This window comes from Sphingobium sp. JAI105, from assembly GCF_015752145.1.
Taxonomy (GTDB): Bacteria; Pseudomonadota; Alphaproteobacteria; order Sphingomonadales; family Sphingomonadaceae; genus Sphingobium; species Sphingobium xenophagum.
Genome location: NZ_JADOUC010000001.1, coordinates 2271724 through 2292676, shown reverse-complemented (window position 1 = coordinate 2292676; position 20953 = coordinate 2271724). Strand labels below are relative to the sequence as shown.

The following is a 20953-nucleotide window of genomic DNA, read 5'->3' as shown; positions in this document are numbered from 1 at the left end:
CTTTTGCCAAGTTGGCATGATAGCCGGGCACTACGGGATCGATCTGGCTACCGGGTGTAGGATTTCCCTGCCAGCATCATGCACACCTGTCCTGTCCGGACGGGTGGCCGTTTCGGGATAAGGCGCACACCGCGCTGGACGACGGCGACCATCGCTGATCTGGCTGTCCGGTATTCCGGATATTCCAGCGTGCCGCGTGGACGCTTTCCATGCCTTATCATTTTTGCCCGCCTGCGCGGACGAACTGCGAGCCATTGCCATGAGCGCCGGGTCAAAGGACCGGCCGGGGCTAACGGCGCCCAGCGCGGACAGCGCACTGCTCGACACGCTCTTTCGGCAAGAGTCTTCACGCCTGCTTTCCTATTTCCGGCGAAAGACCGGGGATGCCGAAGCGGCCAATGATCTTGTCCAGGAGAGCTTCGTTCAGATCGCGCGCGTCCCGCGTATTGGCGATCTGGTTAATCCCGCCGCCTATCTGCAACGCGTTGCCCGAAACCTCCTCTTTGGCCGCGCCCGTGGACCGCGCCGAGCCTTCGAGCGGCAGATGGTCGCGCTTGAAGAGGATACCGACTGCGCCCATCCCCCACAACAAGAGATGGAGATCGAAGCCAGTGATCTCCTTGTTCTTTACGAAAGGGCCGTCGCCGGTCTAGCGCCAAAAACGCGGGAGATTTTCCTGATGAGCAGGCGCGACGGCATGACCTATAAGGAAATTCAGGCGAGAGTCGCGTTGAGCATGGGCGCAGTGGAATATCATATGATGCGCGCCATAGCCCATATCGACCATTATCTGGACGAGCATGACCAACATGCCCGCTGATCCCGCCCCTGATCTGGACCAGCGCACCATTGCGGCCATGTGGCTGGCAAAAATGCAGCGGCCCGATGCCGAGCGGTATCGATCGGATCTGGATGCGTGGCTCGCCGCCGATCCTGCCAATCTTTCGGCTTACAATAAGGCGGCCGGCCGTTTTCACGATGCGAAGATGTTGAGCCGGTCAACGCGATGGCGACCAGCACCCATTGATAATCCCGGTCGCCGCAAGCAATGGGCTCTCGTCGCGGTCGTTGCCGTGGTATTGGGCGCAGCCTGGCCGCTCTGGAAGACGCTATCACCCCCTGCCACCATTGAGACCAACGGTCGGCAGATCACTGCAACCGACGCAGTTGTCGCATCAGCCACGATAGAAAATCAGCATGGCGCAATCACCCGTCGGCGCCTGCCCGACGGATCATTCGTATCGCTGGATACGCAAAGCGTGATGCGGTTTGCCTTGAATCCGAAGGCCCGGGATATCTGGCTGGATGCCGGCCGCGCGCGCTTTTCCGTTGTCCATGACGGCCGCCCGTTCATCGTGCACGCCGGAACAGGAACCGTGACAGCAACCGGGACAGTGTTTGACGTCGCCCTTGCGCCTGGCGGCGCGGTACAGGTCAGATTGCTAGAAGGGGGCGTCGATGTCCAACCATCGATCGCACGCCCAATGCCGCCGCGTAAGCTGAAGGCGGGTCAGGCTCTGACCTTCACCCGGATCGATCATGCCGTGCCGATCGCCGCCATCGACCCGCGCGACATCGAATGGGTCGATGGCATGATGGCATTTGAGTCCGCCCCCCTCTCGGAAATCATCGCGATCGCCAACCGGTACGCCCGCGCGCCGATCCGCATCGAGGGCAGCGGCCTTCCTGATGTGCGGCTGTCCGGCCGGTTTCGGATCGACGATCCCGACCGGCTCGCTGACAACCTGGCCCAAAGTCTCGATTTGACCGTAGAACATGAACCCTCAGGCGCGATTATCCTGCGACGCTGAAATTATTTTACGTCCCCCTTAAGGTCTTCGCCCACCCCCACATCGATCCCCTTGAACGACCGCCAACGGCAGGCGTCACACAAGGGGCTGACTATGCGTATTTCCGGAATTCTGCATTCTACTCTGCTCGCCAGCGCGGCGCTGGCCACGCTGGCGGTGTACCAATGTGCCACGGCGCAAACCGACGTCGCGGTGCCTTATAATCAGTCCAGCCAGCCAATGGCCGATGCGCTGCGCGAGGCCGCTGCTGCATCCAGGATGGAGATACTCTTCGTACCTGCCGATGTCGCCGGGCTTACTGCGCCTTCGCTCCAGGGACAATTCACGCCGCAGATTGCCGTCGATCGATTGCTGGCCGGAACCGGATTGCATGCACGCATTACGGACGGGACTATCTTCGTTCGGGGGCGAGACGGGGCGGCGGATGCCCTCACCTCGGGTGAAACGGCGAACGCGATCGTCGTCACCGGATCCCGGCTGAAGGGTGTTACGTCGCCATCACCCACCATCATGCTCGATCAGGACGACATGCGCAACGCCGGGCAAACCAATCTCGGCGACGTCGTCCGGAGCATCCCACAGAGTTTCGGCGGCGGCCAGAATGTGGGCGTCGGCCTGAATGTCCCTTCGGCCAGCGGCGTCAATGTCGGGTCGGGATCAAGCATCAATCTGCGCGGCCTGGGATCGGATGCGACCCTGACGCTGCTCAACGGTCATCGGCTGGCCTATAATGTGTCGCGGCAAAGCGTCGATGTGTCCGCCATCCCGATGCTGGCCGTCGATCGCCTCGAGATCGTGGCGGACGGTGCGTCCGCGATCTACGGATCGGACGCTGTCGCCGGCGTTGCCAACATCATCCTGAAACGCGACTTTGACGGCGTCAGCACCAGCGCCCGGCTAGGGATGTCGACCGACGGCGGCAACGAGCAGCAGCAATATGGCGTTATCGTGGGGAAGAAATGGGGCAGCGGCGGGGCTTTCATAGCCTATGATTTCGAACGCGACACGGCGATCGAGGCGCGCCAGCGCAGCTATACCGCCAGCTATGGCGCGCAATCCCTTTTTCCTGCTGTAAAACGGCATAACCTGATCATGAGTGGCCATCAGGCACTGACCGCTGATCTCACCTTTTCGCTCGATGCGCTCTACAACCACCGTACCAGCCTCTACAATTATCCGCTGAACGCAACCGGAGACTATCGCCAGTTGGGAACATTGCTGTTCCCGCGCAATACCTCCTTCGCTCTGGCGCCGTCGCTGGACTGGTCGATCGGCCAGGGCTGGTCGCTCTCCCTCGCTGGCATGTACGGCGAGGACAAGACGCACTATGATTCCGATACCTATATCGGCGGATCCCTCTTTTCGTCGGTCCGCGCCTGCTATTGCAACGATGCCCAGTCGATCGAACTGAATGCCAGCGGGCCATTGATGCAGTTGCCCGGTGGCGAGGCCAAACTCGCCATCGGCGGCGGCTATCGACGCAATGGATTTCATGCCTATCGGACTACCGGCTCGCCGCAGAACATCAATGTGTCTCAGGACAGCTATTATGGTTTTGCAGAACTGAACCTGCCGCTTGTATCGCGCATGATGGGCGTACGCTTCGTCGATCAACTGACGCTTAGCGGCGCGATCCGCTATGAGGATTATCCGGGCATCGACAAGATCGCCACGCCCAAGCTCGGCCTGATCTACGCGCCCACGCCCGATTTCTCATTAAAGGGATCCTGGGGGAAATCGTTCAAGGCGCCCACCATGTTCCAGCAATATTCGGGGAAATTCGTATCGGTCACCGCGGTGCGCAATGTGGGCGGATCGGGCTATCCGGCGAACGCCACCGCGCTATTGGTGACCGGGGGGAACCCCGATCTCAAGCCCGAGCGCGCCACGAGCTGGACAGCGACGCTCGATCTCCACCCACGAGCAGTCCCAGGCCTGCAGATCGAACTGAGCTATTTCGACATTGCCTATCGCGATCGCATCGTTGCACCCATCACCTACAGCAGTCAGTCGCTGAGCAATCCCATCTATGCGGATTTGATCAATGTCTTGCCGTCCGAGGCTGACAAGGCGTCCGCTCTGGCGAATACCGAGTCGATCAATTATCTGACTGGCGCCTACGACCCGGCGACCGTTGTCGCCATTGTGGATAATCGCAACGCCAATGCTACGCGGCAGAATATCAAGGGCGCGGATCTGTCCGTTCGCTACGCGCTCGCCCTTGGCGGCGGGCAACGACTGACATTGAGTGCCAACGGCAGCTATCTGCATAGCGCGCAAAAGCTGAGTGCCAGCCAGCCGCTCGTGGCTCTGGCAGGCACCATCTTCAATCCGCCCCATTATCGGGGTCGCGGTGCCGTCACCTGGACCAACGCCGCCACATCCTTGTCGACGACCCTGAGCTATATGGGATCGACGGAAGACCTTCGCTTCACGCCTGTCATCCGATCGGGCGAGATGACGACGATCGATCTTACAGCGCGGCATCATATAGGTGAGGCGGGTCTGCTATCGGACATGGATGTGGGGCTGACCCTTCTCAATATCCTCAATGAGAAGCCGGGGGTCGTGCGCCGCTCGCAAGTCTACGATTTGCCCTATGACTCCACCAACAATTCAGCGATCGGGCGCTTCGTCAGCCTTTCGATCACCAAGCATTGGTGATCGCCATGGCATTGGTATGCATGAACCATCGCGCGCAGTCGTTGATCGTGGGCATCGGCCTGTTCTTGGGCAGTGTCTGCGGAACGCGAGCCATGGCCTCGGAATGCGCGGATTTGCTCCCGGGTCTGCGGCAGGACGTCGCGCGCGCGGTAACGGCGGGCGATATCGCGAAGTTGCGGGACATAGGACCAATCGGCGGCATGCCCACAGGACAGAGTCCGCTTGCCCTGTCACCCGATAGGCGGTCGGTCGCTTTCATCCTGACCCGGGCACATCCTGAGACCAACAGCTATTGCCAGGGCCTCGTGGTGGTCGACCTTCGGCCGGGGAGCGTGGCCCGGCTCGTCGATCAAGGTGGAGAATTGATCCGGGTCACCTTCCAGAGCGAGCAGCGCGGACTTCTGACCGACACGGGTATCGCCGCGATCAACCAGCCGCGCTGGTCGCCCGATGGCTCCCAGATCGCTTATTTGCGCAAAGATCAGGGCAGGACGCAGGCTTGGCGAGCGAGCGTATATGGCAAAAGCGGAACGCAGGTGTCCCATTCGCCAGTCGATGTCGAAGCCGTTGCCTGGTCGGATGATGGGACGGCGCTCATTTATGCCAACCGGCCATCCCTGATCGAAGAGAATGCAAAGCTCGATCGGGAAAGCCTGACGGGCTACCTTTTCGACGATCGGGCGATGCCCATCTATGGTGACCGACCGATGATCCGGGGGCCTTTGCCCCTTCATTATGCCGCTGCAGATATTTCTTCGACGTCCTCATCGGATCGCGCCGCCACGCCAGCCGAGCGGACCGCGCTCGACAGGATCGGTCCGGGCATGCTGCTGGGACGTCCTTTGGCCATCACCGGGCCTTCTGGAGAGGAAGGGTGGGTGAAGGCGGAGGTGCCCGATCGTTATCTCAGTCCCATCCGCTTGTGGGGCAAGGACCGGCAGGGACGTGAATGGCAGTGTCAGCACAGCGACTGTTCCGATGGCATCATCGGCATGTGGTGGTCCGCCAAACATGGAGCCGTCCGGTATCTGCGCCGCGACGGCTATGGCGGCAGTCGCCTGACATTCTATCTATGGACGCCGGGACGCCCCGCCCCGCGAAAGATGTGGGGTACCGATGGCCTGCTGACGGGTTGCCTCCCTGCGGAGGATCATCTCATCTGCGCCCAGGAAGGATCGACCCAGCCCCGGCGCATCGTGGCGCTGAATGCCGATACCGGCCGATCAACGGTAATCTTCGATCCCAACCCGGAATTCCAGCATCTGCAGATGGGAAAAGTCCAACGCCTCTATTGGAAGAATCCGTTGGGCTTTGAGACGTTCGGCGATCTTGTCTTGCCCGCCAGCTTCTCCGTTGGCGCAAAACTGCCGATGATCGTCGTCCAATATCGAACACGCGGTTTCCTGCGCGGCAGTATCGGTGATGAATATCCCATCCATGCCTTTGCCGCGCAGGGCTTCGCCGTCCTAAGCGTCGAGAGCCCGCCATTCTTTGCTACCAGCCTGAAGCAAGGCAACTGGCGGACGTGGAAGGATGCCGAATCGGAAAATGTGAAAGGATGGCGTGAACGGCACAATGTCGCCTCGTCCATCGTCAGCGGCGTCGAGACGGCCATGGCGACAGGCGTGATTGATCCGAAGCGGATTGGCCTGACCGGGCTGAGCGATGGCTCAACCACCGCTTGGTATCTGCTCATCAATACCGATCTGTTCGCTGCAACATCCGTCAGCACCTGTTGCGCCGACCCCAAGACGGACCTGATCATGGGTGGACCGACCTGGGAAAAGGAACGACGGAGTTTCGGTTACCCCGCGCCGACCACCGATGATCCCGCCTTCTGGAAACCCATCTCGCCCGCCATGAATGCCGCCAGGATCAAGGGACCCGTGCTGATGCAACTGGCCAGCGACGAATATTTGCGCGCGCTCGAGGCCTATACCGCCTTCCGCGAGATCGGCCCGCCGGTCGAGATGTTCCTCTTTCTCGGCGATCACCACATCAAGTGGCAACCGGCTCACCGCATGGCGATCTATCAGCGCAATATCGACTGGTTCAATTTCTGGTTGCGCGATGCCGTCGATCCGGCACCGGAGAAGGCGGCGCAATATGATCGGTGGCGGCGGCTGAAATCGCAACGTCGTCCATAATGGAATGGATTCATCATTGGCGCGCTGCCCATGACTGCGCCCATGCTTCCGCATCGACAAGGCGCATCAGCCGCCAGAAATCGCCGTTCCGGGCATGTTGCGATCGATCGACGCTCTGCTCGATTGCGCCCATATCCAGAAGGCCCGCCTGTGCCAGAAGACCTTCCCGTAGCATGGCCGCAATGGTATTCTGATGGGCTTCGAACAGGGTCGCTACGAAGCTGTCGGGCGTACCTTTTGACAATCTAGCGATAAGCGGCAGGGGCAAGGTAGTTTCGAACGCCTTACGGGCGACGCTGCGATTGCGGCCGTCGCGGCACCAGAGCCAGGATGAAATTTTCAGGCAAAGTTCCACGATTGGCTGCGACAGCAGGGGCGAGATGACGGGCCTATTGAAACCACGTTCGCTGTCGAGATGGTTCTGGATACGCAAGAGCAGGGCGATATGGCTTGCCGTTCCCGGCAGCGCACCGTCGGGCGCGTCCAGCCAATCGTGCCTGCAGGCTGCCGTCGCTTCCTGCGTGGCAAAGGGAGACAGAAAGCTCAGGTCCGGCTTCCAGACATAACGAGCTGCCTTTTGCCGACTCTTCCGCCAACCGCTTCTGGCCACAGACCAGATATCTGCATGGGCGAGCGCGCTCATGTCCATGATCGCCCGCAATGTTCCACCACCGATGCCCTCGACCAGCATCTGATCGGCGATCGGCGCCCCGGATTGCAGATAGCAGAAGACATTGTCACCACCGCCGCCGTTGAAGAAGACATCTGCCCCTATCTCGTCTGCAAGCCCGATCCCCAGCGCGTCACCTGCCTGGGCGAAGGATCGGACCGAGGGACGTGGAAAGCGGGCGGCACCTGAGCGATGCAGGTCAACGAGGCCCACTTCCAGCATTCTTTCGAACAATGGCTGCCCGAGCTGATTGGTCAGTTGCCGGGCATAATCCCGCTCGTCTCCCGACGGATCGGCGGTCACCAACGTCATATGGCTTGCTCGAACGTCCTGGGGCATGGCCGCCGCGACGATGGAGGAATCGAGCCCACCCGACAGATAGAGGAGGACATGCGCGAACGGCTGCGTCCACGCCTGGACGCAGTCCATGATAGTCTCGCGCAGCAGGCGGACAGCCTCAACCTCATCGCGGATGAGCGAAAGGCGATCGGTGTGCTGCCACGGTGACCAAAAGGCCGCAACATCTTGGGAACCCGTCTCGGCAACCCGCATCTGCGAGCCCCCGGGCAGTTCGGTCAGGCCTTCGATACAGGTCTGCGCCGGACGCATTTGATCGGTGATCAGGAACCGCGTGAGTGCCCGCCAATCGATATTGGTCCCGGCAAGACCCGCCTCGACAAGCAAAGCCGGCTCGGACGCAAACGCAATAATTCCTTTATGCCGCACATGATAACAGGGGATCATGCCGGAGGGATCGCGGGCGATCTCGATCGCCATATCGTCCGGGTTCTGCCGGATGGTGACATAAGCCCCCCAGTTCGACGACCCGCGACTGGTCGGCGGTGCTTGGGAGATGGCCTCGACCTGGCGGCTGCCACCGCCAACCTTTTCGAACATATAGCCCAGAATGATCCCGGCGCGGTCATCCGCGATGACGAACGGGCTGCCGGGTTCAACCAACACGACCGCGCGGCCGAATGCGGCGACCTTTGTAAAGCCCGTCACGGCAATGACGCGATCCACCGCCGTGTCGATGCTTTCGAGGAGATTGCCTGGAAAGACGAGCGCGATGTAGCGAAGCGCCATTACAGAACCAGTATTGGCTTGAAACGCCGCACATGATCGACACGATCGTCGAGAATGAGATCGTCTTGCTCAACCCAGCTATGCGCCGAGAAGGGATGCAACTGCACACCAAAGACCAGCCTCGCATCGTGGCCGCGCTGCTGCGCGTGGCGATAGAGCGCCAGTGCCCGGATCAGGCAATGATCGACTGGGAGATAGTAGCGACGCGATGCTTCATAGGCAGCGCACAGGCGCCGAATCCCGGGCGCGGACGATCCAGAGACAACGCGCCGTGGCGTTGCTTCCCTAAGCCAACGCAGGATAGTCGGCAAACCCTGCCGCTTCAATGTGCGCCGCATTGCCGCCAAACGGACAATGATTTCAGGAATCTGGGCCGTCATGCGTGAGGCACCATCCTCTTCGTCGAAGATGCTGCGCCCCGCTGGTACGTGCTGGCAGGGTTTGAGTGGCTTGACGCCTTCACCGTGGCCAATGATTCTCGCCGCGCGCAGCGGCGCTATCTCCTGTTCCGTAAGGCCCATATCGGAGGACTTCAGGAGCTTTTGAAGACTGTCGCGCGCAGGCCCTGTCAGACTGAAATAGCGATCCGCCTCATAATCCATGAAGATGAGGTGATGCTGGATTTCGCAGAATGTCAGTCCGGGGCGAAGCGACAAGGCCATGAAGGCGCCTTTCCGATAACCGGTGCGCGGGAGCACCGCGCACCGGCAGTGGTGTCAGTCGTCGGAAAGGCCGACCGGGTTCTGCAGCCCGATCTCGTCACCCTGGCCAAGGCCTGGGCCCTTCGTCTCGACGCTGATTGCGCCGAGGTCGATCATATCGTCGTTGCGACGTTCGACAGTGTTTTCCATCACACGTTCCTCTTCGATAGACCGCGATCCATTTCGCGGCACCAACAAGGATGTGCCCGCCGATCGATTATAAGAATTTTATAATCCGATTATAATCGCGACCGACCTTCGATCCCCACGCATAATGGACCTCTGAGCGAATGCTAATAGGGAGAAGCCAGCCTATTTCCGACGCGGGACGTGACCGTGCTGTGAGACATGAGTTGGGATCATGCGCCGCCGTCTTTAGCAAAGCCTGGACATACACGACAGCGACCCGGTCACGCCCGCTCTGCCGGCGGCATTGATCCAAATCTATCCCGACATTTCTGCAATCGCAAATTCTGCCATCTGTAGGAGGTGCCGCGAGGGTTCGTTTTTCCCCCATTTCTGGGGATTTTCAGCATGAGTGAATCGCGAAACATTGGGTTTGTCTGAAGAACCAATGCGGCGAGGGTTGGAGCATGATCGAAATCCGTCACCTTCAATATGTCATAGCGACGGCGGAGCTTGGGAGTTTTAGCCAAGCGGCCGAGTCGCTGCGCATCAAGCAATCGACGTTGAGCCAACGGATCCGCCATCTCGAGCAGCGGCTTGGCACCAACCTGTTCGAGCGCTCGACCCGCGGCGCCCGACTGACACGCGCGGGAGATCAATTTATTTCGGGGGCGCGCCAGCTTGTGGCTGATCTCGACAGCCTTCACCGCAACACGATCATCTTTGGACAAGGGCGCCGCGGTGCCCTGAAGCTGGGCCTTTCAGGCGCAGTGCCCAGCAGCGCGGTGCAGTCATTAATGCTGGAATTCAGCAAACGCCATGCAGACATCCAGCTATCTGCTGCAGTCTGTGACAGACAGGCGCTTGTGCGCGACGTCGAGCGCGGCCACCTCGACGCCATCATTGTTGCCGGTCACCTGGCCCCGCCGGGCGCGGCCTATCATGCTATTGGCAGCAGCCGGCTTTTTGCCGTCATGGTCCACGACAATCCTCTGGCATTGCGTGCGCCGCTCTTCTGGTCGGATCTGCGCGACCTTACCCTTCTACTTGTGGACAGCGCGCGCGGGGACGATCTGCTCTTTCAGCTTGCGGGACGTCTTACCTTAGCCCAATCGCCGGCTGGTCTGGATCGCGCGGCGATCGTCCGTAGCCCGTTGAATTTGAATGGGCTCTACCAACTGATAGATACAGGCTGTTTTACCATCGTGCAGGAGAGCGCGTTCGCTGGCTTGCCCCCGCATCTCGCCGCCTTGCCCATCCACGAGCCCCATGGCCATGCGCGCATCGATTTTGGCCTCTGCTGGCGCGAAGACGCTAGCAATCCCGCGCTCGCCTCATTGCTTCGGACCATCATGACGGAGTCCGGGAAGACTTACCGCTGCGATGCCTAGCAAAGGCGCGGTCCGCTGCCATGAATCGTTCCAGCATCGGGGCGATCAGTCGCTCAGGCGAAACCTGTGCTTCGCCCGTTTCAGTGGCCAACGCCGCAGCATAGCGCACAAGGTCGCGATGGACATTGGCAGGCAGTTCCAGACTGATCTTGACGGGCTTGTCGTCCGCCAGCGATCCCAGGCGCAGCTTGGCCATCACCGATTGCCCAGAGGGGGAAGGATAAGGTCGCGCGTGATCATGACGCGCAGCGGATGGCCCGGACGGATGGTCAAGGTCGGGGCTATCGCTACCTGACGCTGTATGATCTGTTGCCCGGCCTGATTGAAGCTGTCCTGCGACCCGCGGCGCAGCGCCCGGATGATGTCGTTGTCGCTATCGGCCGCCAACTCCGTGCCAAGGCCCAAAAGAGTGGAGATCATGGCAGCGCGCACAACGCCACCCCAATGATTGTTTACGCTGTCCTGCAAGCCCGAAAAGCCGCTTGCATCGGCAGCAGGTTGACGCTCGAGCATCATCGAACGCCCGTCGGGCATGATGAGTCGCGTCCATGCCATCAGAAGCCGCGACTGACCGGCATCGATTTGCGAATCATAGTCCCCGATCAACCTTGCGCCTTGCGGAATGAGCAGGATGCGCCCCGTCGGGCTGTCATAGACATTCTGCGTGACCTGGGCGCTGATCTGACCGGGCAGGTCGGATCGGATGCCCGTGATCAAGGCGGCGGGTATGATGCTGCCGGCTTGCAGGATGTTGGCGGACGCCAGTGGTTCGACGGTAGATGAGGCGAGCGAGCGTGTGTCCATGGTGCCCGTCATGAAAGCACGTTTGGCAGCGCTACCCAAAGCCGTCATTCCCGGTGGCGCGGCAAGGTCTGGCTCGAACGCTGGCGCGCTGGTCGGCGCCCCCGTGGCGACATGCTCCGGCGCGGCACCCGTCGATTCGGCGCCCACATGTCCTGTAAACAACTGGCTTGCATGCGCAGCGTCCCGTTCCTGACGCGCCTTTTGCCGTGCTGCGACGGCCGGATCGATGGCCTGGCGATCGGATGGATAGCCTTGCCCGGAAACCGGGACGCCGTTGGTACCCTGTTGCGCAGCAAGGATTGGCCGTCCCAGGTCACCCGGAAGTGGCGGTCCCAATTGCGGAACCTGGCTATAGTCCTTGGGCACCGATCCCAGCCCGTCGGCCTTTGCCCGGCCTTCGGTCGCGTAGACTTCTTGGCCGACCGGTTTCTCCGGCGGCTGCAGCGCATAAATAAGAGCGCCCCCGATGCTCAGTCCTGCAATCGCGCCTACCCCGGCCAATGTCTTGCGCGACAGGCGCATTACCGTCGGTGCATCGCCTCCCAACTTGAACGGGGCCGCCGACGACGGCGCGGGCGAACTATCCTGTTCGCTACGGTCGCTCATGGTCGGGTTCCCCTCCCGCTTGCGATCCGTGTCAGACGCACCCGCTGCGCCGTCTTCTTGTCCCCCATACGCAACTCGGCTGCGCTGAAGAGCCGGTCGACGATGATAAAACGGTCCTGCACCCGATAATTGACGAGTTCGGCATTGCCGCCGCCGCCCAGGATGAAGACTGGCGGCATTTCGCCCTGCGCAACGCTTGCAGGAAACTCGATGAAAACCTGGCTGCCGTCGTCGAACGCGCGCAGTGGTCGCCAGCTCGGCTTATCCCCATCGATCGCGTAGCCGAAATCGAGCGAAGCGATGTTAATGCCCGCGGCGATCGGCGTCTTTGCGGCGATAGCGGTGTTGCGCTGTCGCAGCGCAATCAGTTCATCCTGTGGGTAGGACCAGGATACTGACGCCATATAGGTGGTCGGGGTGGCGCGCAGTTCGAGATGATAGGTCCGCCGATCGGTGTTGATCACCAGGTTGGTCAGGAGATCGGGCCGGGTCGGCTTTGCCAGGATGTGGACGCGTTGCGACTCACCCGCACCGCTGATCGTATCGCCGATAATCCATCGCACTGTATCACCCGCAGCGACGGGACCTGCGCCCACAAGCGTTTCTCCCGGCTGAAGGGCGATGTCCGTCACTTGGCCGGGTGCCGTGTAGACCTGATAAAGAGCGCCTTCCGCCCAGGGATATTGCTGCATGGCGTTGATGAAGCCATCGGGCGCGGGCTCCATGCGGGCCGCGGCATTGGCGGCGACGATCCTGGTCTTTGGATCAGCAAGGGCATGGTCGGGGGCTATGGGCGGCACCGGCTTGAGTTGCCCTGGCAACGGCAGCGGCTTTGCAACAGTCACGATCTCCACCTGTTTCTCAGGTTCCGCGATGCGCACTGCAGGCGTCTGCGTTGCCCCATACAGGGCTGGGCGCGTCGCCGCGCAGGCCGTGGTCGTGTTTACGGAAATCAGCAAAGCCGCAATTGCGGCCCCGGAACGATGAACGTGCATCATTGGGAAAGCTCCTTCGACCAGTTGATGGCGTTAACGAACAGGCCGAGCGGGTTCTTGCGCAGGGCATCGGGCGCGGAGGGTGGCTGGATCACGACCGTCACGATGGCCGACCACCGGCTTGTCTCAGCCAGTGCCCCATCCTGGTATCGCCGCTCGGTCCAGGAAACGCGAAAGCTGCTGTCCGACGACCGAATCACGCTCGATATATCGACCGCAACCTGCGTCTTGCCGACAAGCGCGAACGGGTCATTCGCCCGTGCATAATCATTGAGGACCATGGCGCCGCGATCCGTGGTGAAGTCATAGGCGCGCAGCCATGCCTGGCGCAGGACGATCGGATCGGCCGGGATGCTGCGAACCTGCTCGACGAAGCGCGCAAGATGGAAGGCGATCTGCGGATCGGTCGGACGGTATCCCGCATCGGCGGGGCCGACGGCCTGTGCTTCGCCGAACTTGTCCACCTGCACGACCCAGGGCACGATCGAGCCGCGCGCTGATTGCCAGATCAAGCCGGCGGCAAGACCACCAGACAGCATCAGCGTGCCGAAAAAGGCGAGACGCCAATTGCGCGCCTGGACGCGCGCCGAGCCGATGCGATCGTCCCAGGCTTGCGCAGCACGTTGGTAAGGCGTGACCGGCTCCGGGGTCTGGCCGTACCGGATGGATGGTCGTTTGAACATGATCAGTCCCTTCCGCTCAGATCAATTGAAGCGCCACCACCACCGCTGTCGCCGCCGCGCAATGTGTGGGCGGCGGTCGAAACCCCGTGGGCGATCGCCTGCCGCTGGCGCATTGCCGTCGCCCATTTGGGCGGCCCGGATGCAGTTTCAGCACCGGTGCCTTTGGTCGATGCGCCCGATTTCCCCGCTTCGAAGCTTTGCTTCATTGCATCGGCAGCGCGGCGCAGTGGGGACGTGGCGGCAGAGCCGGCCGCTCTTCCCAGCGCACCAATGCCGCCCGCGACGGCGTCTCCCCCGCTCTTGCCCGCTGCACCGGCGGTATAGGTGGCGCTGGTCGATCCGGCCGCACGGGCGGCGGCGCTCGATGCGCTCGCTACGGCCCCGCCGACAGCGCCGCCCGCGAGCCGTGCGCCCGCGGCCCCGCCGGCCAGGGTGGCACCGGCTGCAATCGCGGTACCCGCCGCTGCGCCTGCACCAAGCTGCGGACCTCCGGTCACGATGCCATTGGCGATGCCGGGGCCGAATATGCCCAGACCGAGCAACGCCAGTGAGGCGAGCGCAATCGACATGGCCTGTTCCGCAGTCGGCGCTGTTCCACCCAGCGCATTGATGAACTGGTCGAACAGTCCCGTGCCGATGCCGGTGATGACGGCGAGGACCAGGATCTTGATGCCGCTCGATACGATATGGCCAAGCACCCGCTCCGCCATGAATGCCGTCCGCCCAAAAAAGGCGAAGGGCAGCAGGACGAACCCTGCCAGCGTGACCAGCTTGAACTCGATCAGCGTGATGAACAGCTGTACGGCAAGAATGAAGAAGGCGAGGATTACGATTATCCAGGCCAGCAGCAGCACGGCGATCTGGACGAAATTGGCGAAAAACGAGGTGAACCCCATCATCTCGGACGCGGACGTGAGCAGCGGTTCGCCTGCATCAAGCCCAACCGCGGCAACGCTACCTGGCTTCATGAACTCGGCGAGGCTGATGCCGGCGCCGCTCGCCTTGAGACCGAGCCCGGCAAAGGACTGGAACAGGATTTGCGAGAGCGACGAGAAGTTGCCGATGATGAAGGCGAAGAAGCCGATATAGAGCGTCTTCTTGACTAGGCGTTGCAGGACATCCTCGTCGGCACCCCATGCCCAAAACACCCCGGCAAGTGTCACGTCGATGGCGATCAGCGTGGTCGAGAGAAACCCGACTTCCCCGCCGAGCAGGCCAAAACCGGAATCGATATAGGCCGTGAAGGTCGCGAGGAACCCGTCGATGACGCCGACATCATTCATGTCCGGCACGCTCCTGCAGATCGGATCGGGCGTTGCGGCCATCATCTGTGCCAAAGAAGCGGCGTCGCTCGGCTTCCCAGGCCGCTGCGCAGGTTGGATCCTGTGTCATGACGTCCCGACAGCGAATAAGGGCGGCCGCGCGTTTCCCGGTCGACACCGGCATCAGCGGTATCTGTTCAGTGGGCGTGCCTCGCTGCTGGTGCATGACCGTGAGCGCTGCAACCGTCAGCATGCCACCGCCGACGAGGCCCACCAGCGCCAGGCGTCCGCTTTGCATCCTATTGGCCCGAACGCGCCATGAAGCGCTGGAATCGGACGCGGCCTTCCGCCTCTGCGGTAGCGGCGCGCGCCGCTTCGATCGTCTGTGCGCGGCCCTGCGCTGCGAGCATGGCGGTGATATCGGCGAGTTGCTGGGACTGAAGAGCGACAAGCTGGTTCCCGGCCTGGGCGGCTTGCAACGCGCCCGATGCCGACTGGCTGGCTGAAACAAGATCGTCCATCGAGGTCCGGGTGCCGTCGATGTTGCCGACCACCCCGGCCTGGACCTTTAACGCATCCTCGAACGCATCGACGCTGGTGGACCAACGGTCCCGGGCGCCGGCGACCAGATCGGCGTCTGACCTCGACAGCGCTATATCGCCATATTTGGTCGAGAAGGCCTGCTCTATCTGGGTCACGTCATAGGCCAGGCCCTGTGCTTGCCCCAGCAGGCGCTGGGTCTGCCGCACCTGCTGCTGGAGCGCCTGAAGGCTGCTGAAGGGCAAACTGGTGAGGTTTTTCGTGTCGTTGAGAAGCGAGGCCGCCTCGTTCTGCAACGACCGGATCTGGTTGTTGATCTGCTGCAACGCGCGCGCCGCCTGCATCACATTGGAGGCATAGTTGGTGGGGTCATAGACGACCAGTGCTTGTGCCGGTGTCATGGCCAATGCGAGCGCAGCAGCGCACAGGCCAAGCGGGTGAACGATGAAGCGCGGTTTCATGAGATTTGATCCTTTGGCTCTTGCGTGGAAAGCAGGTCTGCCGCCCAGTCGTGACCGCACGCGCGCAGCCAGGCCGCGGCGAACTGTTCGTCGCCCGGTTGGCTCAGTATCTGGTCGATCCTGCGCTGGTCGGTCTTGGAGGACGCGGCGGTAAAGGCGAGCGCCACCTCCTTTAGCCCTAAGTCCATCAGGCGATTGCCGCGGCGTGACTGGACATAATAATCGCGCTTTGGTGTCGCCCTCGCCAATATCTCGATCTGCCGGGCATTGAGCCCGAACCTTGCATAGATGGCGCTGATCTGAGGTTCGGTCGCCCGCTCATTGGCAAGGAATATCCGGGTCGGGCAGCTTTCGATGATGGCTGGCGCAATGGCGCTGGTTTCGATGTCGGCCAGGCTTTGCGTCGCAAAGATCACGCTCGCATTCTTCTTGCGCAGCGTCTTGAGCCATTCGCGCAATTGCGCGGCAAAAGTCGGGCTGTCGAGCACCAGCCAGCCCTCGTCGATGATGACGAGGCTGGGCGATCCATCGAGCATGTTCTCGATCCGGTGAAAAAGATAGGCCAGCACCGGGGCGGCTGCGGCGCAGCCCACCAATCCCTCCGTTTCGAATATCTGAACATGGGCATCGCCCAGTTGCTCTGCCTCGGCATCGAGCAGGCGACCCCAGGCGCCGCCCAAGCAATAGGGCTGCAGCGCCTGTTTGAGGGCTTGGGATTGCAGCAGCACCGCAACACCCGTCAGCGTCCGTTCGTCGGGCCTCGCGCTGGCGAGCGATCGGAGCGCTGCCCACAGATGGTCCTTGGCCTGGGGATCGAGCGTGATCCCCTCCGCCTCCAGAATCGAACCGACCCATTGCGACGCCCATGCCTGTTCGGCCGGATCATCGATCCTTGCGAGAGGCTGGAGTGATACAGCCGCATTCTCGGCGTGGAGCCCGATCCCCAGATCCTGCCAGTCACCGCCCATCGCCAGCGCCGCAGCGCGCATGCTGGCACCATAGTCGAAGGCAAAAATCTGTGCGCCGGGATAGCGGCGAAACTGCATCGCCATCAGGGCGAGGAGGACCGATTTGCCCGCGCCTGTCGGCCCCACCACCAGCGTATGCCCGACATCGGCAACATGCAGCGAGAAGCGAAAGGGCGTCGAGCCCTCGGTTTTGGCGTGAAATAGCGGCGGACCATCGAGATGCGCATCGCCCGGCGGTCCAGACCAGACGGCCGACAGCGGCATCAAATGCGCTAGGTTGAGCGTGCTGATCGGCGGCTGCCGGACATTGGCGTAGACATGGCCCGGCAGCGATCCGAGCCAGGCCTCCACAGCGTTGAGACCTTCGCTCGTGCAGGTGAAATCCCGGCCCTGGATCACCTTTTCAACAAGCCGGAGCTTCTCGGTGGCGATTGCAGGGTTGGTGTCCCAAACCGTAACCGTGGCGGTCACATAAGCCTGGCCGATCATATCCGAGCCCAGTTCCTGCAAGGCAAGATCGGCGTCTGCAGCCTTGTTCGATGCGTCCGTGTCCAGCAGGGCCGAGGCTTCGTTGGTCATCACCTCCTTGAGAATGGCCGCGACCGACTTGCGCTTGGCGAACCATTGCCGCCGGATCTTGCCCAGCAACCGGGTGGCATCGGCCTTGTCGAGCATGATCGCCCGCGTCGACCAGCGATAGGGAAAGGCCAGACGATTGAGTTCGTCGAGCAGGCCAGGATAGGTGGAGGTCGGAAAGCCGGTGACGGTCAGACTGCGCAGATGGCTGTTGCCGAGACGCGGTTCGAGGCCACCGACCAGCGGTTCATCCGCGAGAAGCGCATCGAGGTGCATCGGTGTTTCAGGCACGCGCACGTTCTGACGCTTGGTCGAGATCGTCGAGTGAAGATAGGTGAGCGTCGCGCTATCGTCGAGCCAGGCGATTTCCGGCAGGAAGCCTTCGAGCAACTGGACGATCCGATGTGAGCGGTCGATGAAACCGGCTAGCAGTTCAGCACCGTTCGAGTCCGTCGTCGATCGCCCTTCGTAGAGCCATCGCTCGGCCCGGGCGCTGTCTTCCGCAGGTGGCATCCACAGCAGGGTGACATAATAGGCGCTGTCATAATGTGCGCCCTCTTCGTGGAATTGCTCGCGCCGTTCCCGATCAAGCAGTCGCGAGGCCGGATCGGGAAAGACGTCGTCGGGATAGTCGTTTGCCGGCACCCGCTGCGCCTCGGTGAATAAGGCCCAGCCCGAGCCGAGCCGACGCAGGGCGCTATTCAGCCGCGCAGTCGTCGCCACCAGTTCGGCGGGCGTCGCGGAATCGAGGTCCGGTCCCCGGAAACGGGCGGTGCGCTGGAACGAGCCGTCCTTGTTGAGGACGACGCCCGGCGCGACCAGAGCGGCCCAAGGCAGGAAATCGCTCAGGCTGCTCGCGGTCGAACGATATTCGCGCAGCGACATCATCCCCGTAGCCAGGTCGGATAGCGAACATGGCGACGGGCCACATCGACGAAGTTCGGATCGTGGCGGGCGGCCCATACGCCCAGCACATGACCGATAGCCCAAAGCACCAAGCCTGCGATCCATAGCCGTAGCCCGAGGCCGACGGCGCCCGCGAGCGTCCCGTTGACGATTGCCAGCGCGCGCGGCGCGCCGCCCAGAAGGATCGGCTCGGTGAGGGACCGATGGACCAGCACGTCAAAGCCTGGAACCTGTCCAACCCTATCCATCAGACAAGCGCTCCACCGCCGAACGAGAAGAAGGAGAGGAAGAAGCTCGTTGCGGCGAACGCAATACTCAGACCGAATACGATCTGGATGAGCTTTCGCGCGCCGCCCGATGTATCGCCAAATGCAAGGGTCAGGCCGGTTACCGTGATGATCATCACGGCGATGATCTTGGCGACCGGCCCTTCGATCGATTCCAGGATGGACTGGAGCGGCGCTTCCCAGGGCATCGACGATCCGGCCGCATAGGCCGGGATCACGGACGCCATGGCTATGATGCCAGCGAGCGCCAGATGACTGGCACTCAGGCGGATTGGCGGGACAGGCTGGATCATCAAACGTCTCCTTGGCTGGTGAGGAAATATTCGCCCCTGGGATCGAGGCCATCGACGCGGACCAGTTCGGCCAGACGGCGGCCATGGCCGTCGCGCACAAGCACCGCGACGATGTCGATCGTGTCGGCGATCAGGGCACGAGGGACCGTGACGACGGCTTCCTGGATGAGCTGTTCCATTCGCCGCAGTGCGCCCATGCCCGATCCCGCGTGGATGGTGCCGATCCCGCCCGGATGGCCCGTCCCCCATGCTTTGATAAGGTCGAGGGCTTCGGCCCCGCGCACCTCACCAATGGGGATGCGGTCGGGCCGCAGTCGCAGGGCGGATCGCACGAGATCAGACAGCGTGGCGACGCCATCCTTGGTCCGCATCGCGATCAGATTGGGAGATGTGCACTGGAGCTCGCGCGTATCCTCAATGAGGGCGATCCTGTCGGTCGTCCTGGCGACCTCGGCCAAAAGGGCGTTGGTGAGCGTCGTCTTGCCGGTCCCTGTGCCACCGGCCACCAGGATGTTCTGGCGCGTGGAGACGGCTTGCGCCAATATGTCGGCCTGGCGCGCAGACATGATATTGGCGGTGACATAATCCGCGAGCGTGAACACAGCGACGGCGGGCTTGCGAATGGCGAATGTTGGCGATTGGACGACGGGCGGGAGAAGCCCCTCGAACCGCTCGCCGGTATCGGGAAGTTCGGCCGACACGCGAGGCGCTCCGTCATGAACCTCCGCGCCGACATGATGCGCGACCAGACGGATGATCCGTTCGCCGTCGGCGGCCGACAGGCAGGCTCCGGTATCGCTGAGGCCTTCGCCCAGCCGGTCGATCCAGATATGCCCGTCGGGATTGAGCATGATCTCGATGACGCACGCATCGTCGAGCCAGCCGATGATCGCCGAACCAAGCGCCGTGCGGAGCATGCGCGAGCCGCGTGTCCTGGCTTCTGTACGGAGCGAATATATGCTCATGGATCGACCCTGCCAATTGCCGGACCGTTGGCGGTCCAGCTCAGGGGATGATCAAGAAAGCCACATTGCCCTTGTCCGCAACATCGAAATCGCTTCGGCGTAGGCTGGCGCAGAAAGACAGGGAAGCGGCGGTTTTACAGGAGCCATTTGATGAGGGGACGGCGCACCGCCCCCTCGACATGACGTTACCAATATCGGTGTCGCTGGAAGATTTCGGAAAAAGAGATGAGGCCATCGAACAGCGCCCGGATCACGAGCGACGTTCTCTTGCGCACGCCATAGCGTTCGCGCGCGAACTTGAGATGCTGGATCACTGTTTCCTTGGAGATGCCCAATATCTCGGCAATCTCTCCGTCAGTATTTCCACGGGCGGCCCATAGCACGCAGTCGCGTTGGCGCTCCGTGATCGCGGAATCCCCGGACAGGGTCGTGCGGCCCAAAAGGCGTTGCCCGCGTTCGAACGCGAGCCCGCCGATGAGTTGCGCCGTCCAGATCTGATCGCGAGGCAGCGGCTCGTCGGCTCGGGTGACGAATGTACAGGATCCACTGACTTCGCCAGGAATGTGCGAAGGGACCGTAAAACCTTCGCCCAGCCCATGAGCTTGTCCGGCAGCGAGTACCGCGCGATCGGCGGGCGTCAGTGTTAGAAATCGTGGAATGGTGAGCCAGGCAAAGCCCAGATGGGTCCGGTGGCTGGCCCGTCGGATGGGATCGCGCGGCCCCAGGTCCCTGTCCACATAATAGGCGGCCCAGCCGCGTGGATAATTGTGGATTTGAAGAGGTTGCTGTTGTGGCATCCTCAGATCGATGTGCTCAGCCAGCGCGAAATAGTCGAAACCCATTTCCCGCACGATCCTCGCCAGGAATTCGTAGAGCATGTGCATATCCGATGCCTCTGCTAACGCAGCGGCAAGGGCATCCAACCTTCGATAACGACCCATGATAGTAGCATAATCGACCGCAAGGGCGTTCCCAACCCGCAGGTCTCGCGATTCGCCTTCCTCAATCTAT

General features: G+C 61.9%; 20 protein-coding genes. 5 read left to right on the top strand and 15 right to left on the bottom strand.

The features are described from left to right. The first annotated feature begins 259 nt into the window (after nt 1–259). The 4 genes from IWY39_RS10965 (at nt 260) to IWY39_RS10950 (ending at nt 6622) form a co-directional block, all read left to right on the top strand. On the top strand, nt 260–820 hold the full coding sequence (locus IWY39_RS10965; protein WP_196871461.1) for an RNA polymerase sigma factor: 561 nt from the start codon (nt 260–262) through the stop codon (nt 818–820). Next, complete coding sequence (locus IWY39_RS10960) at nt 801–1811, top strand: FecR family protein (RefSeq protein WP_196871460.1); 1011 nt, start codon at nt 801–803, stop codon at nt 1809–1811. Before IWY39_RS10965 ends, IWY39_RS10960 begins: the two co-directional genes overlap by 20 nt. A gap of 93 nt (nt 1812–1904) precedes the next feature. Beyond that, nucleotides 1905–4475, top strand: coding sequence for a TonB-dependent receptor (locus IWY39_RS10955; protein ID WP_196871459.1), 2571 nt, complete (start codon nt 1905–1907; stop codon nt 4473–4475). Between the two features lie 5 nt (nt 4476–4480). Further along, nucleotides 4481–6622 carry an Atxe2 family lasso peptide isopeptidase gene (locus IWY39_RS10950; protein WP_331274472.1) on the top strand — a complete coding sequence of 714 codons (2142 nt, stop codon included), beginning with the start codon at nt 4481–4483 and terminating at the stop codon, nt 6620–6622. A 13-nt stretch (nt 6623–6635) separates the two neighbouring features. On the opposite strand, the gene IWY39_RS10945 is transcribed toward IWY39_RS10950, so the two are convergent. Genes IWY39_RS10945 through IWY39_RS10935 form a run of 3 tightly spaced genes read right to left on the bottom strand, consistent with a single transcriptional unit; the run spans nt 6636 to nt 9229 of the window. Continuing rightward, entirely contained in the window at nt 6636–8378 is a 1743-nt protein-coding gene (locus IWY39_RS10945) for an asparagine synthase-related protein (RefSeq protein WP_196871457.1), read from the bottom strand. Further along, nucleotides 8378–9040 carry a lasso peptide biosynthesis B2 protein gene (locus tag IWY39_RS10940; RefSeq protein ID WP_196871456.1) on the bottom strand — a complete coding sequence of 221 codons (663 nt, stop codon included), beginning with the start codon at nt 9038–9040 and terminating at the stop codon, nt 8378–8380. Before IWY39_RS10940 ends, IWY39_RS10945 begins: the two co-directional genes overlap by 1 nt. Before the next feature lie 54 nt (nt 9041–9094). Further along, nucleotides 9095–9229 (bottom strand): benenodin family lasso peptide, encoded by a 135-nt coding sequence (locus tag IWY39_RS10935; RefSeq protein WP_156358333.1) that lies wholly within the window; start codon nt 9227–9229, stop codon nt 9095–9097. Between the two features lie 443 nt (nt 9230–9672). On the opposite strand from IWY39_RS10935, the gene IWY39_RS10930 reads away from it, so the two are divergent. After that, nucleotides 9673–10596, top strand: coding sequence for a LysR family transcriptional regulator (locus tag IWY39_RS10930; protein WP_196871455.1), 924 nt, complete (start codon nt 9673–9675; stop codon nt 10594–10596). Here IWY39_RS10930 and IWY39_RS10925 read toward each other — a convergent pair. From IWY39_RS10925 to IWY39_RS10870, 12 genes are all read right to left on the bottom strand, one after another. After that, a complete protein-coding gene (locus IWY39_RS10925; RefSeq protein ID WP_196871454.1) occupies nt 10556–10792 on the bottom strand; it encodes a DUF2274 domain-containing protein in 237 nt (78 codons plus the stop codon). The genes IWY39_RS10930 and IWY39_RS10925 overlap by 41 nt on opposite strands. Then, entirely contained in the window at nt 10792–12006 is a 1215-nt protein-coding gene (locus IWY39_RS10920; RefSeq protein ID WP_196871453.1) for a TrbI/VirB10 family protein, read from the bottom strand. Before IWY39_RS10920 ends, IWY39_RS10925 begins: the two co-directional genes overlap by 1 nt. Beyond that, on the bottom strand, nt 12003–13004 hold the full coding sequence (trbG, locus tag IWY39_RS10915; protein ID WP_196871452.1) for a P-type conjugative transfer protein TrbG: 1002 nt from the start codon (nt 13002–13004) through the stop codon (nt 12003–12005). Before trbG ends, IWY39_RS10920 begins: the two co-directional genes overlap by 4 nt. Continuing rightward, complete coding sequence (gene trbF / locus IWY39_RS10910; protein ID WP_196871451.1) at nt 13001–13684, bottom strand: conjugal transfer protein TrbF; 684 nt, start codon at nt 13682–13684, stop codon at nt 13001–13003. Before trbF ends, trbG begins: the two co-directional genes overlap by 4 nt. 2 nt (nt 13685–13686) lie before the next feature. Continuing rightward, nucleotides 13687–14967 (bottom strand): P-type conjugative transfer protein TrbL, encoded by a 1281-nt coding sequence (gene trbL, locus IWY39_RS10905; RefSeq protein WP_196871450.1) that lies wholly within the window; start codon nt 14965–14967, stop codon nt 13687–13689. Continuing rightward, complete coding sequence (trbK-alt, locus tag IWY39_RS24590) at nt 14960–15172, bottom strand: putative entry exclusion protein TrbK-alt (RefSeq protein WP_443019994.1); 213 nt, start codon at nt 15170–15172, stop codon at nt 14960–14962. The genes trbL and trbK-alt overlap by 8 nt, the downstream gene beginning before the upstream one ends. A 73-nt stretch (nt 15173–15245) precedes the next feature. Then, the gene (trbJ, locus tag IWY39_RS10895) at nt 15246–15947 is read right to left on the bottom strand and encodes a P-type conjugative transfer protein TrbJ (protein ID WP_196871448.1); all 702 of its coding nucleotides are present in this window, start codon (nt 15945–15947) and stop codon (nt 15246–15248) included. Then, a complete protein-coding gene (gene trbE, locus IWY39_RS10890; protein ID WP_196871447.1) occupies nt 15944–18379 on the bottom strand; it encodes a conjugal transfer protein TrbE in 2436 nt (811 codons plus the stop codon). Before trbE ends, trbJ begins: the two co-directional genes overlap by 4 nt. Then, a complete protein-coding gene (locus IWY39_RS10885; RefSeq protein ID WP_196871446.1) occupies nt 18376–18645 on the bottom strand; it encodes a VirB3 family type IV secretion system protein in 270 nt (89 codons plus the stop codon). Before IWY39_RS10885 ends, trbE begins: the two co-directional genes overlap by 4 nt. Continuing rightward, nucleotides 18645–18977 carry a TrbC/VirB2 family protein gene (locus tag IWY39_RS10880; RefSeq protein WP_196871445.1) on the bottom strand — a complete coding sequence of 111 codons (333 nt, stop codon included), beginning with the start codon at nt 18975–18977 and terminating at the stop codon, nt 18645–18647. Before IWY39_RS10880 ends, IWY39_RS10885 begins: the two co-directional genes overlap by 1 nt. Continuing rightward, nucleotides 18977–19942, bottom strand: a complete 966-nt coding sequence (gene trbB / locus IWY39_RS10875) for a P-type conjugative transfer ATPase TrbB (protein ID WP_196871444.1) — start codon at nt 19940–19942, stop codon at nt 18977–18979. The genes IWY39_RS10880 and trbB overlap by 1 nt, the downstream gene beginning before the upstream one ends. 185 nt (nt 19943–20127) lie before the next feature. After that, nucleotides 20128–20820 (bottom strand): helix-turn-helix transcriptional regulator, encoded by a 693-nt coding sequence (locus tag IWY39_RS10870; RefSeq protein ID WP_196871443.1) that lies wholly within the window; start codon nt 20818–20820, stop codon nt 20128–20130. Nucleotides 20821–20953 lie beyond the last annotated feature (133 nt).